The sequence below is a fragment of the Polynucleobacter sp. es-MAR-4 genome (assembly GCF_018882055.1).
Lineage (GTDB): Bacteria > Pseudomonadota > Gammaproteobacteria > Burkholderiales > Burkholderiaceae > Polynucleobacter.
The window spans coordinates 191,587-206,292 of the sequence record NZ_JACVPF010000001.1 but is presented as its reverse complement, the minus strand read 5'-3'; the positions used below and the strand labels follow the sequence as shown (position 1 = coordinate 206,292).

Sequence of the window (14,706 nt, the reverse complement as noted above, 5' to 3'; positions counted from 1 at the left end):
TGTATATTGAGTGACGTCTACGATTACTTCGTAATGACATAACCCTTTAGTTTTGCGAATGCTGCTGTAAGGAGAGACTTCTGTTGTTCTTGATGGAGATGGGCATATCCACATGCTGGTGAAGCTGATGCTGGACGACCCGCATATCCCAACTTCATACCTTCAGACATGTTCTCCAAAATATTGTGCTGAACAAAGAACCAGGCTCCTTGGTTTTGCGGTTCATCCTGACACCACACAACCTCTTGCAGATTCGGATACTTCTTCAACTCAGCAGTCAATGCTTTATGTGGGAACGGATAGAGCTGCTCCAAGCGAATAATCGCCACATCTTCAAGTTTTTTCTCGGTACGTGTTTTGGCTAGGTCGTAATACACCTTACCGGAACACATAACTAAGCGAGTCACCTTCTTGCCATCGATACTGTCATCGCGCTCTGGAAGAATGGTTTGGAAACCACCCTTAGTGAACTCGGTCAATGGTGAAGCAGCCTCTTTATTACGCAACAATGATTTTGGTGTCATCAAGATCAGCGGTTTGCGGAACTGACGAATCATCTGGCGACGCAATACGTGGAAGATCTGTGCTGCAGTCGTTGGCTGAATCACTTGCATATTGGTGTCGGCACATAGTTGCATGAAGCGCTCTAAACGTGCAGATGAATGCTCTGGACCTTGACCTTCGTAACCATGAGGCAACATCATGACCAGGCCGTTTGCGCGACCCCACTTCACTTCGCCTGAAGCGATAAATTGGTCAATAACTACTTGTGCGCCATTGGCAAAGTCACCAAACTGAGCTTCCCAAATAGTCAAGGTGTTTGGCTCAGCTGCAGCATAGCCATACTCAAAACCAAGCACAGCCTCTTCTGACAAGATAGAGTCAATCACCAGGAATGGAGCTTGATCCTTCGCAACGTGCTGAAGCGCAATATAAGTACCGGTATCCCACTTTTCACGATTCTGGTTATGCAGTACAGCGTGACGATGGGTAAAGGTTCCACGACCGCTATCCTCACCAGACAGGCGAACTGGGTAACCACTTGCCACCAGGGATGCGAAAGCCATGTGCTCACCCATACCCCAGTCGATATTTGTCTCGCCACGACCCATAGCTGCACGGTCGTTATAAACCTTAGCCACCAATGGGTGCGCCTTGAAGTCTTCAGGGATAGTAGAAATTTTTTCAGCTAAACGCTTCCACTCGGTTAATGGAATAGCTGTATCCGCTTCGTCAGTCCACTTCTTATTTAAGAATGGTGACCAATCAACAGCGAACTTACCTTTGAAGTTGCTCAATACGGGATCAGAAGTTTGCTTGCCCGCGTCCATTGCAGCGCGATACTCTTTAACCATCAAATCACCAGTACCAGCAGGCAACACACCTTGAGCCTCTAACTTATCGGCATAATGTTTACGTGTACCAGGATGAGCGGCAATGATTTTGTACATCAATGGCTGGGTCATTGCAGGGGTATCTTGCTCGTTATGACCTAGTTTTCTGAAGCAAACAATATCAATTGCAACGTCTTTATGGAACTGACTGCGGAACTCAACCGCTAACTTGGTTGCCAACACTACAGCCTCAGGATCATCGCCGTTCACATGCAATACCGGCGCATCAATCACCTTCATGATGTCGGTGCAATACAAACTAGAACGCAAATCGCGTGGATCAGATGTAGTAAAACCAATTTGGTTATTGATCACAATGTGAATCGTGCCGCCAGTAGAGTAGCCACGAACTTCCGCCATCGCTAGGGTCTCTTGCATTACGCCTTGACCGGCAATCGCAGCATCACCGTGGACTAATACCGGCATTACCTGCTCACCCAGCAAATCGCCACGACGCTCCATACGGGCACGTGCAGAACCCTCTACAACTGGATTCACAATTTCTAAGTGAGATGGGTTAAACGCCAAAGAAAGATGCACTGGGCCAGCTGGAGTAGAAATATCGCTAGAGAAACCTTGGTGGTACTTCACGTCACCAGCAGGCAGCGTCTCTGGACCTTTGTGCTCAAACTCGGCAAATAAATCCGTAGGCATCTTGCCCAAAGTATTTACAAGCACGTTCAAACGACCACGGTGGGCCATACCGATAACGATTTCTTGAACGCCTTTAGCGCCCGCCTCACGGATCAACTCATCCATACAGGCGATGAAGCTTTCACCACCCTCCAGAGAGAAACGTTTTTGACCAACATACTTGGCCTGGAGGTAACGCTCCAAACCTTCGGCAGCTGTAACGCGATCGAGAATCTGGCGCTTTTGATCCACATTGAAATGCGGAGTTGAGCGGATGGATTCTAATTTCTCCTGCCACCATTTCTTAATCTTTTGGTCGGCAATAAACATGTACTCAGCACCTAAAGTGCCACAGTAAGTTTGACGCAAGGCCTGCAATAAATCACGCAAGGTCATTTCGTTCTTGCCGAAGAATGTATTGCTGGTGTTAAAGACGATATCCATATCGCCGTCACCAAAGCCATAGAAGGCTGGGTCTAATTCAGGAATATCCGGACGCTCTGTGCGCTTTAAGGGATCAATATCTGCCCAACGATTACCGACGTTACGGTACGCAGCAATTAACTGCTGAACAGCTACACGCTTACGACCCATGGCAGAGTCGGCTGAATCAGCGGACACTGTACGAATAGGACCTTGCTTCGCGCGCTCAGCAAAGGAAGCAACAATAGGTCCATGGGCAATATCAGTTCTAGATGAACCATCGACCGCTGGAATTTGCTTCACATTATCAAAATAATCTCGCCAGTGATCAGCTACAGAAGCTGGATCGTGCAAGTAGGATTCGTAGAGTTCCTCTACGTAGGGGGCGTTTCCGCCGAAGAGATAGGAGTTATCTCTTTGATCCTGCATCATGATGCTCACCTTTCATCGGGTTTCCCGAATAAAAACTGTGGTTAAAACCATTCGCTCTACGGCTTAACCGCTTTACGAATTGATCTGTGCGAATACTCTTACAACGATGCTAATTTAACACGTTTACCCATTGATTCATAAAGGGCTTTCCCTGATTTTGGGGCTTTTTGGGGTATTTGCCTATTTAAGCCCAGAATAAGAATTTTCCTACCCTCATTTAAATCAGGCCTGACAGATTCCCAGGGATTTGATTCGTATTCTCTAAATCTTCAAATGAATTAATGAGATTAAGGATATATGAAAGCTATTACCCCTGATTTGGAATATTTAAGCACCCGTCAAAGCGCCAAAGTATTGCAAGTATCGCTAGGCACCGTCCAGAAAATGGTTGAATTAGGTGAATTAATCGCATGGAAGACTCGCGGGGGCCACCGTCGCATCTTGGCAAGCTCTCTTGATCAGCAACTTGCACGCCGCAAAAGAGCGATGCGCCAAAAAACTACTCAAAACTGTATTGCCATGGGGATATTCAGGAGGGCTGAAAATAGCCATGAATTAATTGAATCGATTCAATGTTGGCAATTAAAGGTGGATATGGAGGTATCCGTAGATAGCCTGGAGGGTCTCATGAAGGCTGTTTCCATTTCTCCAGATCTAATATTTCTTGATGCCCTCATACCTCCAGTGGAACAGGTTCATTTGATCCATTATCTGAGTAAAAACAAGGACACACAGCGTATTCCTATCTTAGTAGATGAGGGATTTATACGCTTGCATCCTGGGGTTATGGGTCTAGCAGATGAAAACACCGTCAGCGTCAGATCACAATACCCAGAACTCCTCCAAGAGGAGCTTGAAAGGGGCTTAATTGACCAAAATCCCTTAATTATTGGCTATCCTGCCACCAATCCAGAGCTTGAAAATGCCCCCGGGGATAAGAATCGGCATGAACTCCTGGAGCCTATATTCATCCAAGCACTCAATAGAAAGTGCTCATAGCCCAGTATTCCAGGAAAGAAAAAAGGCTGCCCAGACAATGCTGAGCAGCCTTTTTTAAAATTAAATCTATTTAAATCAGCGTCTTAGATCAAAAAGTTACTACGATCTCTACCTTCAATCCATTTGGGAGCCTTGCCGCGACCGGTCCATGTATCACCAGTTGCTGGATTGCGGTACTTAGGAGCAACCTTGCCGCTAGAGCTGCGTGCCCCAGCTTTACGACTAAATAAGTCTGAAGCCGATAAATCGTACTGCTCAATAATGAGCTTAGCTTTGGCGATACCATCCGCTTTTTCGCGTAAAACTGCTTCTTTAATCTGTTTATCCAACAATTCGCGTTGGGCTAAGAGTTCTTTATAAGAAGACATGTATTAATTTCTCCGAATATTAGTTTTTTAGAATAACAAAGAATGAGTTATTCCTTAGGCACATTATATACAGATATTAATAAATCAGAATATATATTTAAATATTACCTAAAAGGCTGCATAAAAGGCATTTAAGATGCTTATAGCTTAATAACTAACATAATAATTATAAATACTATATTGATTATGGGTATTTAAAATCTATCTTCTCAGCATAAATGTACCGCTAGATTTAGCAGTAACTTCACCAGCCTCATTTAAAACTACTGCCTCACAATAATTAATCGTTTTTCCAGACTTGAGGACTCTGCCCTCCACTGCAATTTTGCCAATGCTAGGACGCAAAAAACTCACGCTCATATCAATTGTCATAGCGCCAAGGGGCTGATCAACCGTGCTGCGTGCCGCAGCCCCCATCGCAAAGTCGAGCAAAGTCATCACAACCCCACCATGAGCGATGTGAAAGCTATTCTCAAACTCCGGCTTAATGACCAGGCTAATGCGTGATTTACCACCTTCAGCATATTCGGGAACCACTCCCAAGTGAGCCAAAAAAGGAATAGTTAAACCAAAGTAAGTCGTATTGTTTGAGCTTGATGTCATGGCAGATTTGAAATTGAAGTGATGGTCGGGGCGAGAGGATTTGAACCTCCGACCACATGCACCCCATGCATGTACGCTACCAGGCTGCGCTACGCCCCGACGAGAAACAAAATTGTATCAGTAACTATTTAGAGAGAATTTGCAGTACAGCCTGCAATTCATCGCGTAAGCGAAGTTCACCGCGAGCCTCATCAAGGCGATTTCTGGCGCCACTGATTGTGAAGCCTTCCTCATATAAAAGCGCCCTAATCTTGCGGATTAAGACAACTTCATGATGCTGATAGTAGCGACGATTGCCTCGACGCTTTTGCGGGCTTAGTTGAGAGAACTCTTGTTCCCAATAACGCAGTACATGGGAGCGAACGCCGCACAGGTCAGATACCTCACCAATAGTGAAATAACGCTTAGCGGGAATTGGGGGGAGCTGCGAACTGAGCAGCACCGACCCAGCATCAAATGCTGTTTTCTCTAGCATGTGACTCAACTACATCCTTGAGTTTTTGACTTGCATGAAAAGTGACAACGCGACGTGCCGCAATTGGAATCATTTGGCCAGTTTTTGGATTGCGTCCAGGACGAGCAGATTTATTGCGCAATTGGAAGTTTCCGAATCCAGAAATCTTCACCTCAACACCAGTCTCTAGGGACTGTCCGATGCGATCAAAGAAAGCATCAATCATGTCTTTGGCCTCACGCTTATTCAGGCCAACTTGATCAAAGAGGGCTTCCGAGAGTTCATTCTTGGTAACGGTATCGTTGCTAACTAAATCATTCATGGGCGGAAGTCTCTTTGGAATGTCTTTTACTAATATTAAACCTAGCGCAGACGAGCCGCGCAATTTTTCTCAAGCGCTGACAATAAAGCTGTCATAACCGCTTCAATTTGCGCATCCTGCAGGGTTTCCTGTGGATTAAGCAAGGTGACACGGAAAGCCAAACTCTTCTCATCATCAGCCATACTGCTAGAGCCAGCCTTTGGCTTGAACTCATCGAAGAGCTCAATCGCTTTTACTAAAGTCTGCTTTTTGGCATTCATTGCATCAAGCAAAGTCTGCGCAGAAACGGCCTGCTTCACCACCACCGCTAAATCTCGTTGTACGGCTGGGAATTTACTCAACTCTTCTGGCTGCGGAATACCAAGATTACGAATGGCTTCTAAATCCATTTCAAATAGCACCGGAGCCTGAGGCAACTCATATGCCTGCTGCAATCCAGGATGCAATTCACCAATCCAGCCAATATTTTGCTTACCAGCTGGAGTTACAAGTTGAATTTGCGCACTACGACCAGGATGCAGCGCAGGATGAACTGCTGCCTCAGTTGTGAACTGTAATGGGTCAAGTACGCGCTCCAGATCACCTTTCACATCGAAGAAGTCAACTGCACGATCAGCGCTTGCCCACTGCTCAGGGACAAATGATCCATACGCTAAACCACCAAGTTGCTGTGGCTGATGAAAACCAGCTACTTTACCGGCCTCCTCTTGAACGCTCGCATCACGCTTGAAAACGCGACCGGTTTCAAATAAACGTACACGGCCAGCACCACGATTCAGGCTTGACTTGAGGTTGCCCAGTAAGCCGCCCCATAGATTGCTACGCATCACGCCATACTGACTAGCAATAGGATTGAGCACGGCAATGACATCTTTTTCAGTAGCGGCAGCTAAGCGTTGCTCGCTTTCAAGATCAGTAAATCCAAAATTCACCGCCTCTTGATATCCCTGCAGAGCTAAACGTTGGCGCAATAAATGCACTCCACGCTTTGCTTCAGCTTTAGCACTCATCTTCAATGAAGAAACAGGCGGCACATCAGGAATATTTTCAAAGCCGTACATGCGTGCGACTTCTTCAATTAAATCTTCTTCAATTTCAATATCGAAGCGATAGCTCGGAGGTGTAACAACAAACGCACCACCCTCTTGCTTGAATTCAAAACCAAGGCGCTTAAATACATCGGCAACTACTTCTTGAGTGAGGGGGATGCCAATCACCTTTTCCGCCCTAGCCAAACGCATTTTTACTGGCTTGCGCTCAGGGATAGCCAATACTTGATCATCAATTGGGCCAACTTGACCACCACAGACTTCAACAATCAGGGCAGTTAAATACTCTAAACAGTTAGCTGCATTTTGTGGATCAACACCACGCTCAAAGCGATGCGCTGCATCTGTACTGAAATTAAAACGACGCGCACGACCCTGAATTGCCGAAGGTTGCCAATAAGCAGCTTCAACATAGATATTTTTTGTGTCGTCCGTTACCGCACAATGATTCCCACCCATGATGCCGGCTAATGCTACTGGACCAGATTGATCCGCAACTACTCCAGCATCTTGCAACTTACCAGCAGAATCAGGGCCCTGCAAGGTCACCGTCTGTCCATTTAAAAGCTCAAGGGTTTCGCCTGGCTTTGCCCAACGTACAGAGATATCGCCAGTCAATTTATCAATATCAAATACATGGGTTGGCTGCCCCATTTCCAACATGACATAGTTAGACAAATCCACCAAAGGGGAAATGCTTCTTTGACCCGCATTGCAAAGTCGTTGAATGATCCAATCTGGTGTTTTAGCTTTTGGATTAACGCCACGAATCACGCGACCAGCAAAACGACCGCAAAGATCTGTGCTTTCAACGGTAACGTTGAGCTTGTCTTGTATAGAAACATTAACAGGGGTCCACTTGGGTGCGCACAATGCAGCGCCAGTAATAGCGGATACTTCACGCGCCATACCCATTAGAGACAAGCAATCTGCTTTATTAGGCGTTAACTTAATAACAAAAATCTGGTCATCCAGATTTAAATACTGACGAATATCCTCACCCACTGGTGCATCTGCAGGCAATTCCAAAATACCTTCGTGATCATCGCCCAAACCAAGCTCGCGACCAGAGCACAACATGCCCTGACTTTCTACACCGCGCAACTTACCTACTTTGATCATGAATGGCTTACCACCTGCTTCAGCTGGCGGCAATTCTGCGCCAACCATAGCGCAAGGAATTTTGATTCCAGCACGTGCATTCGGTGCACCACAAACAATTTGCAATTCTTGGCCAGTGCCAGCATCGACCTTACAAACACGCAAGCGGTCTGCATCAGGATGCTGCTCAGCAGATAGGATTTGCGCAACAACAATCTTTGTAAATGGGGGCGCTACTGAATGCTGCTCTTCCACCTCAAGGCCAGCCATAGTCATTGCATGACCTAAGGCATTGCTATCCAGCGAAGGATTTACATATTGGCGTAACCAAGATTCAGAAAATTGCATATGCGCTATCTACTATTAGAAGGTTGGCAAATTAAGCTGGAAATTGCGCTAAGAAACGGAGATCGTTCTCAAAGAAAAGACGTAAATCATCTACGCCGTAGCGCAACATCGTCAAGCGCTCTAATCCAGAGCCAAAAGCAAAACCGGTATAGCGCTCTGGATCAATGCCCATATTGCGCAATACATTTGGATGAACCTGCCCTGCTCCAGAAATCTCCAACCAACGGCCAGCTAACTTGCCGCTACCAAAGGCCATATCGATTTCAGCTGAAGGCTCAGTGAATGGGAAATACGATGGACGGAAACGAACTTGTAATTCATTCGTCTCAAAAAATGTTCTTAAGAAGTCGGTGTAAACACCCTTGAGATCAGCAAAGGAGACGCTCTCTGCAATCCACAAACCCTCAACCTGATGAAACATCGGTGAATGGGTGGCATCACTATCAACACGATATGTTCTGCCTGGGGCAATCACTTTAATTGGCGGCATTACATCAGCATGCGCATATTTCTTCACATGCTCACTTGCATAGCGAACCTGAATCGGGCTGGTATGGGTGCGCAATAACAAAGGCTTTCCGTTGGAATCTTTACCATCAATATAGAAGGTATCTTGCATTGAACGTGCAGGATGATTCTCGGGACTATTTAAGGCGGTGAAATTAAACCAATCAGTTTCAATTTCAGGGCCATCAGCTACATCAAAACCAATGGATCGGAAGATTTCTTCAACACGCTCCCAGGTGCGCATCACAGGATGCAAGCTACCTACTGCTTGACCACGGCCAGGCAAAGAGACGTCAATTGATTCCGCAGCAAGACGTTGTAGCAATAGGGCATCAGCCAATGCTTGGCGACGCTCTTGTAATGCAGCTTCAACTTGGGTTTTGATTTGATTAATTTGGGCGCCAGCACTCTTGCGTTCATCAGGCGACATTCCACCAAGCGCTTTTAAACGCTCAGTGAGAACACCTGACTTACCGAGATACTTGGCTTTCGCGTCCTCTAGAGCTGCCGCATCGGCAGCTCCGAGGAAATCACGTTTAGCATCCTCGACAATGTGGTCGAGAGAAACCATTGCAGCTTAGTTATTAAATAAACTAAGAATTAAGCTGCAGCGCTTACTACGGATTTGATCCGAGTAACCAAAGCAGCGAAAGCCGCTTTGTCAGCAATGGCCATATCGGAAAGCACTTTGCGGTCGAGTTCGATCGCAGCTTTCTTCATACCATTCATGAATACGCTATAGGTCATGTCATGCTGACGAACTGCCGCGTTGATACGAGCAATCCACAATGCGCGGAATACACGTTTCTTGTTGCGACGGTCACGGTATGCATATTGACCAGCACGCATAACTGCTTGCTTAGCAATACGGAATACATTTTTACGACGTCCACGATAGCCTGTTGCGGCATCGGTGATTTTCTTATGACGGGCTCTTGCTGTAACCCCACGTTTGACTCTTGGCATTTATTTCTCCTAATCTAGTCTGAGGTTAAGCGTATGGAAGCATGGAGCGAATTGACTTAACGTCTGCCTTCGCAACTTCTGTGGAACCACGCAAATGACGCTTGTTCTTTGTGGTCTTCTTGGTGAGGATGTGGCGTTTGAAAGCCTGACCTCGTTTGATCGTTCCGCCTGCGCGAACCGTGAAGCGCTTTTTAGCGCTACTCTTGCTCTTCATCTTGGGCATAAAGCACCCCTTCTTCTGCATGTGCAACTTAGGTGGTAACCGACGGTTACGCTTCCTGTACCTAGAAGCACTTCTAACTACCAGAGTCTTGCGACCCCTCCCTACTTAAACAACAAACCCAATCTTGCGATTTGGCTTATTACTTAGCCTTACGGATGGGAGCCAATACCATCACCATCTGGCGGCCTTCCATCTTTGGAAACTGTTCTACTTGACCGTACTCAATCAGGTCTGACTTCAAACGCTCCAACATTCTGACTCCGATTTCTTGGTGGGCCATTTCACGACCCCGAAACCGCAGCGTAATCTTTGTCTTATCGCCATCTTCCAAAAAGCGGATTAGATTGCGTAGCTTCACACCATAGTCACCATCATCTGTGCCGGGACGGAATTTAACTTCCTTCACCTGAATCACTTTTTGCTTGAGCTTAGCTTCATGCAAACGTTTGGCTTCTTGGTACTTGAATTTGCCGAAGTCCATGATGCGGACTACAGGTGGCACAGCTGTCGGAGCAATTTCAACCAAATCGGTCTCTTTCTCTTCTGCTAAAGCCAAGGCTTCACTCAACTTAACTACACCGATGGGTTCTCCATCTAGTCCAATCAGACGCACTTCAGGAGCAGTAATCTCCCGGTTTATGCGCTGCGATTTATCAGTAGCGATCTTCTTAATTCCTTTAAAAAAACAATAAAAACCATTCCACCCCTAGCTAGGCTCGGGTCCGACTTTCTGGGAAATATCCTGCTGGAGTCGGGCAACGAAGGCATCAAGAGGCATTACACCTAAATCCACTCCGCCACGGGCACGAACGGCCACCGAATTACTTTCTGCTTCTTTATCCCCTACAACTAACAAAAATGGGAGCTTCTGTAATGCGTGCTCGCGTATTTTATACGTAATTTTCTCATTCCGCAAATCCGATTCGACTCTAAACCCTTGTTTTTTCAGAGATTGCTGGACTTTTTGTGCGTATGCAGCGGAATTATCCGAGATATTGAGGACTACAGCCTGGGTTGGGGCAAGCCAAACCGGCATGTTTCCAGCGTGGTTTTCGATCAAAATGCCAATAAAACGCTCTAAAGAGCCCACGATTGCCCTATGGAGCATAACTGGCGCCTTGCGGGTGTTCTCTTCGGTGACGTATTCGGCGCCTAAACGGGCTGGCATCGAGAAATCGACCTGAATCGTGCCGCACTGCCAAGTACGTCCAATGGAGTCCTTGAGGTGGTACTCGATCTTCGGACCGTAAAAAGCGCCCTCGCCTGGCAATTCTTCCCATTCTTGGCCAGAAGCAGTCAAGGCGCCACGCAAGGCAGCCTCTGCTTTATCCCAAATAGCATCGTCACCAACGCGTTTAGCTGGACGCAAGGCCAGCTTGACGGCAACCTCAGTAAATCCAAAATCTTTGTAGACGTCGCGAACTGCCTTATCAAATGCGGCTACTTCTGACTGAATCTGATCTTCGGTACAGAAAATATGACCATCATCTTGGGTAAAGCCACGTACGCGCATCAAGCCATGTAATGCGCCTGACGGTTCATTGCGGTGACACTGACCGAACTCGCCATAACGCAATGGCAATTCACGATAGCTATGTAAGCCGGAGTTAAAAATCTGAACATGTCCTGGGCAGTTCATCGGCTTTAATGCATAAGCGCGATTCTCCGACTCCGTCGTAAACATGTTTTCTTTGTAGTTGTCCCAGTGACCAGACTTTTCCCAAAGACCACGATCGAGAATTTGTGGGGCCTTCACTTCTTGGTAGCCTTCGCGTTGATAAACGCGGCGCATGTACTGCTCAACCTCTTGCCAAATCGACCAGCCTTTTGGATGCCAGAAAATTAAACCAGGCGCTTCAGGTTGAAAGTGAAATAAGTCCAAGAACTTACCAAGGCGACGGTGGTCGCGCTTCTCAGCCTCTTCGAGCATATGCAAATGGGCATCTTGATCTTCTTTTTTCAACCAAGCTGTGCCGTAGATACGCTGCAACATCTCATTCTTACTATCACCACGCCAGTAAGCACCAGCAACGCTGAGAAGCTTGAACACCTTGAGCTTGCCGGTAGATGGCACGTGTGGTCCACGACATAAGTCAGTGAACTTACCTTCGGCATACAAAGAAACATCCTCGCCCTGCGGAATACTAGAAATAATTTCTGCTTTGTAGTTTTCGCCTTGGTCTTTAAAAAACTTTACCGCTTCATCGCGAGGCATCACTGTACGAATGACTGGCTCATCTTTTTTAGCCAACTCAGCCATTTTCTTTTCAATCGCTACCAAGTCCTCTGGCGTGAATGCGCGATGGAAAGAGAAATCGTAATAGAAACCGTTTTCGATTACAGGGCCAATAGTGACTTGTGCTTCTGGGAAGAGCTCTTTAACGGCATAGGCCAGCAAGTGCGCAGTGGAGTGACGAACAATCTCGAGAGCTTCTGGACTTTTATCGGTAATGATTGCCAGCCGACTATCTTTGTCGATAACAAAACTGGCATCAACCATCTTGCCGTCAACAATGCCACCAAGGGCAGCTTTGGCAAGACCGCTTCCAATGCTTTGAGCGACATCAAGCACACGAACGGGAGCATCAAACTCACGTTTAGATCCATCTGGCAGAGTAACTACAAGCATGACCACCCCATCTTATTAAGATTCAGTCCATTGACTGATGTACTGCATAACATCCACCAAAAAGAAAGCGCGGTAGCTTTTCGGCAACCGCGCACTTTTGGGTCTTTATTCGTTGGTAGGCTCGATTGGACTCGAACCAACGACCCCCACCATGTCAAGGTGGTGCTCTAACCAGCTGAGCTACGAGCCTATATAGCCATAGAGTTTATCACCGGCGGCGTACCTGGGTCACCCCTTTGACCTCTTCCAGACTGTTTTGAACCAAACGTAAGGCTTCTGAGTCTTTAATTTCCACAGTCAATAGGATTTGAGCGAGACCCCTCTTGGCTGATTTACGCAGGTCTATGACGTGGACGCCCTGTCTAGTCAGAATTTCAAACAACTCGCGCATAAGCTCAGGACGGTCTAGCCCAGTTACTGCTAAATCAGCAGGAAACACTCGCTTTGCATCATTTCCGGTCGTTGCTTCAGTCCCAGGCTCATTCCAAGCAGTCTGTATGACACGCTCGGGGGCGCGCTCCAATAGACCTCTAAAGGTTTTGCAAGATCGGCGATGAATCGATACGCCGCGGCCTTGAGTTACAAAACCTGCGATTGCATCCGGTGGAACCGGTCTGCAGCAACGCGCTAACTGGGTCAGCAATGAATCTACCCCAACAACCAACACATCACCCGCTTGACCATGTTTGCGGGTACTTTGCTTAAGAATAATTTCTGGAGCTGGTGCGATTGGCTTGGCCTCTGGCTTTTGCTCTGTTTTGATATCAGCAGGCTTAGCTCCTGCCTCTTCATCATCCAAGGCATTAAACCAAGTCCGCACACGCGTGCGGGCACGCTGTGAGCGCAAGTAATTGCGATTAGGACTTATCCAATCACGTGAGGGACCACCATGCTTCACGGCAATGATTTCAATTGTCTGGCCATTTTGCAGTGGCGTATCCAATGGCACCATCGCGCCATCAACCCGAGCACCACGGCAGCGGTGACCCAGATCGGTATGAACCGCATATGCAAAGTCGATTGGTGAAGAGCCCTTCTCCAATGAAATTACTTTTCCGAGCGGAGTTAGCACATAAATATGGTCATCAATTTCATGGTGCTTCAATTGCTCCCAGGCATCTTCTTTCCAGGAGATCAGCTGCCTTGCCCAAGCAATCTGACGCTCATAGGCTACTGCTGCACTATGTGTGCCAGTTTGATGATTTGGGTTTGGAGTGTTTGCGCTATTGGATGCGGATTTATTTTTTGGCGGTGTTGCCGCACCGACATAGGCGCCCTCTTTATAGCGCCAGTGCGCAGCCAATCCATACTCAGCCTGTTGATGCATTTCATTGGTGCGCACCTGAATCTCAAAGGCAGTGCCATGCTCATCCATCACTACGGTATGCAAAGATTGGTAGCCATTGGGTTTGGGCCTTGCAATATAGTCATCGAATTCACGTGGCACGGGCTGCCAGACGTTATGCACAATTCCTAAGATGGCGTAGCAGGATTTCACATCATCTACTAAAACTCTAAATGCTCTGACGTCATAGAGGTTAGCAAAATCGAGTGACTTGCCCTGCATCTTTTTCCAAATACTGTAGATGTGCTTTGGGCGACCCTGAACCTCACCATGAATATGCGCGGAATCTAATTCTTCTTTGAGTCTTCTGACAATCTGTTCAATAAAAGATTCACGTTCAATGCGCTTGCCATCCAACATCTTGGCAATGTCACGATAGATCCCCGGAGATAGAACTCGAAACGCCAAGTCCTCCATCTCCCATTTCATTTGCCAAATACCAAGACGATTAGCGAGTGATGCATCTATATTGAGGATCTCTTGCGCCCAGGCTTTTGGCATCTCCATCTTTTCTTGGGTAATCCAACGCAAGGTCTGCAAGCGAGAAGCAAGATAGATCAGAACAACGCGTAAATCATCACCAAAGGCGAGCAACATTTTTCTGAGCATTTCCTCTTGCCCAGAAATACTCAGACCACCATCATTGCGCACTAGTTTGGCTTGAGCCTGCCTTAGGCCGCGGTATCCAATCAGAAGCCTAGCTGACTCCTCTCCAATGAGTTTGATGAGGGCTTCTTTGCCATGGGTGCGCGCGATATTATTTGCGGCAGTTAGCGTAGCCTCATCAAGATGCAACTGCTTGAGAATACTTAGGACGCCAGCAGCATGCTTTTCAGAAGGCTCGCCATACCAGCCATCAATGATTTTGATGTTCTCAGAGACATTGCCAGCATTGGACATGGGTAACTAA

The 14,706-nt window shown here is 46.9% G+C and carries 13 protein-coding genes and 2 tRNA genes; 1 reads left to right on the top strand and 14 read right to left on the bottom strand.

Features of this window, described 5'->3' with window-relative positions; all coding sequences use genetic code 11:
- Positions 1–23 precede the first annotated feature (23 nt).
- On the bottom strand, positions 24–2,882 hold the full coding sequence (locus ICN16_RS00985) for a 2-oxoglutarate dehydrogenase E1 component (RefSeq protein WP_216133196.1): 2,859 nt from the start codon (positions 2,880–2,882) through the stop codon (positions 24–26).
- Between the two features lie 297 nt (positions 2,883–3,179).
- Between ICN16_RS00985 and ICN16_RS00980 the strand changes: the two genes are divergently transcribed.
- On the top strand, positions 3,180–3,881 hold the full coding sequence (locus ICN16_RS00980; protein WP_216133195.1) for an excisionase family DNA-binding protein: 702 nt from the start codon (positions 3,180–3,182) through the stop codon (positions 3,879–3,881).
- Between the two features lie 83 nt (positions 3,882–3,964).
- Here the strand turns inward: ICN16_RS00980 and ICN16_RS00975 are convergent, their stop codons facing one another.
- The 13 genes from ICN16_RS00975 to ICN16_RS00915 all read right to left on the bottom strand — a co-directional run bounded on the left by ICN16_RS00975 (position 3,965) and on the right by ICN16_RS00915 (position 14,696).
- Positions 3,965–4,249: an H-NS family nucleoid-associated regulatory protein gene (locus ICN16_RS00975; RefSeq protein WP_216133194.1), complete on the bottom strand. Its 285-nt coding sequence runs from the start codon at positions 4,247–4,249 to the stop codon at positions 3,965–3,967.
- A gap of 201 nt (positions 4,250–4,450) precedes the next feature.
- Complete coding sequence (locus ICN16_RS00970) at positions 4,451–4,852, bottom strand: PaaI family thioesterase (protein WP_216133193.1); 402 nt, start codon at positions 4,850–4,852, stop codon at positions 4,451–4,453.
- A gap of 22 nt (positions 4,853–4,874) precedes the next feature.
- A tRNA-Pro gene (locus ICN16_RS00965) sits at positions 4,875–4,951 on the bottom strand.
- Between the two features lie 25 nt (positions 4,952–4,976).
- Positions 4,977–5,327, bottom strand: a complete 351-nt coding sequence (locus ICN16_RS00960; RefSeq protein WP_015421015.1) for a MerR family transcriptional regulator — start codon at positions 5,325–5,327, stop codon at positions 4,977–4,979.
- Positions 5,305–5,628 (bottom strand): integration host factor subunit alpha, encoded by a 324-nt coding sequence (locus ICN16_RS00955; RefSeq protein ID WP_216133192.1) that lies wholly within the window; start codon positions 5,626–5,628, stop codon positions 5,305–5,307. Before ICN16_RS00955 ends, ICN16_RS00960 begins: the two co-directional genes overlap by 23 nt.
- A gap of 41 nt (positions 5,629–5,669) precedes the next feature.
- Positions 5,670–8,126 carry a phenylalanine--tRNA ligase subunit beta gene (gene pheT, locus ICN16_RS00950; RefSeq protein ID WP_216133191.1) on the bottom strand — a complete coding sequence of 819 codons (2,457 nt, stop codon included), beginning with the start codon at positions 8,124–8,126 and terminating at the stop codon, positions 5,670–5,672.
- Between the two features lie 31 nt (positions 8,127–8,157).
- A complete protein-coding gene (pheS, locus tag ICN16_RS00945) occupies positions 8,158–9,204 on the bottom strand; it encodes a phenylalanine--tRNA ligase subunit alpha (RefSeq protein ID WP_216133190.1) in 1,047 nt (348 codons plus the stop codon).
- Positions 9,205–9,233: 29 nt separating this feature from the next.
- Entirely contained in the window at positions 9,234–9,599 is a 366-nt protein-coding gene (gene rplT / locus ICN16_RS00940; RefSeq protein ID WP_015421011.1) for a 50S ribosomal protein L20, read from the bottom strand.
- 25 nt (positions 9,600–9,624) lie between these two features.
- A complete protein-coding gene (gene rpmI / locus ICN16_RS00935; protein WP_011902674.1) occupies positions 9,625–9,822 on the bottom strand; it encodes a 50S ribosomal protein L35 in 198 nt (65 codons plus the stop codon).
- 139 nt (positions 9,823–9,961) lie between these two features.
- A complete protein-coding gene (infC, locus tag ICN16_RS00930) occupies positions 9,962–10,486 on the bottom strand; it encodes a translation initiation factor IF-3 (protein ID WP_215387895.1) in 525 nt (174 codons plus the stop codon).
- A gap of 42 nt (positions 10,487–10,528) precedes the next feature.
- Positions 10,529–12,451 carry a threonine--tRNA ligase gene (gene thrS, locus ICN16_RS00925; protein ID WP_216133189.1) on the bottom strand — a complete coding sequence of 641 codons (1,923 nt, stop codon included), beginning with the start codon at positions 12,449–12,451 and terminating at the stop codon, positions 10,529–10,531.
- A gap of 113 nt (positions 12,452–12,564) precedes the next feature.
- A tRNA-Val gene (locus tag ICN16_RS00920) sits at positions 12,565–12,641 on the bottom strand.
- 18 nt (positions 12,642–12,659) lie between these two features.
- Positions 12,660–14,696: a bifunctional (p)ppGpp synthetase/guanosine-3',5'-bis(diphosphate) 3'-pyrophosphohydrolase gene (locus tag ICN16_RS00915; protein WP_216133188.1), complete on the bottom strand. Its 2,037-nt coding sequence runs from the start codon at positions 14,694–14,696 to the stop codon at positions 12,660–12,662.
- Between the last annotated feature and the right edge of the window lie 10 nt (positions 14,697–14,706).

Coding starts and splice junctions, on each gene's coding strand:
- ICN16_RS00985 (WP_216133196.1), bottom strand. CDS start 2,882: ATGATGCAGGATCAAAGAGATAACTCCTATCTCTTCGGCGGAAACGCC.
- ICN16_RS00980 (WP_216133195.1), top strand. CDS start 3,180: ATGAAAGCTATTACCCCTGATTTGGAATATTTAAGCACCCGTCAAAGC.
- ICN16_RS00975 (WP_216133194.1), bottom strand. CDS start 4,249: ATGTCTTCTTATAAAGAACTCTTAGCCCAACGCGAATTGTTGGATAAA.
- ICN16_RS00970 (WP_216133193.1), bottom strand. CDS start 4,852: ATGACATCAAGCTCAAACAATACGACTTACTTTGGTTTAACTATTCCT.
- ICN16_RS00960 (WP_015421015.1), bottom strand. CDS start 5,327: ATGCTAGAGAAAACAGCATTTGATGCTGGGTCGGTGCTGCTCAGTTCG.
- ICN16_RS00955 (WP_216133192.1), bottom strand. CDS start 5,628: ATGAATGATTTAGTTAGCAACGATACCGTTACCAAGAATGAACTCTCG.
- pheT (WP_216133191.1), bottom strand. CDS start 8,126: ATGCAATTTTCTGAATCTTGGTTACGCCAATATGTAAATCCTTCGCTG.
- pheS (WP_216133190.1), bottom strand. CDS start 9,204: ATGGTTTCTCTCGACCACATTGTCGAGGATGCTAAACGTGATTTCCTC.
- rplT (WP_015421011.1), bottom strand. CDS start 9,599: ATGCCAAGAGTCAAACGTGGGGTTACAGCAAGAGCCCGTCATAAGAAA.
- rpmI (WP_011902674.1), bottom strand. CDS start 9,822: ATGCCCAAGATGAAGAGCAAGAGTAGCGCTAAAAAGCGCTTCACGGTT.
- thrS (WP_216133189.1), bottom strand. CDS start 12,451: ATGCTTGTAGTTACTCTGCCAGATGGATCTAAACGTGAGTTTGATGCT.
- ICN16_RS00915 (WP_216133188.1), bottom strand. CDS start 14,696: ATGTCCAATGCTGGCAATGTCTCTGAGAACATCAAAATCATTGATGGC.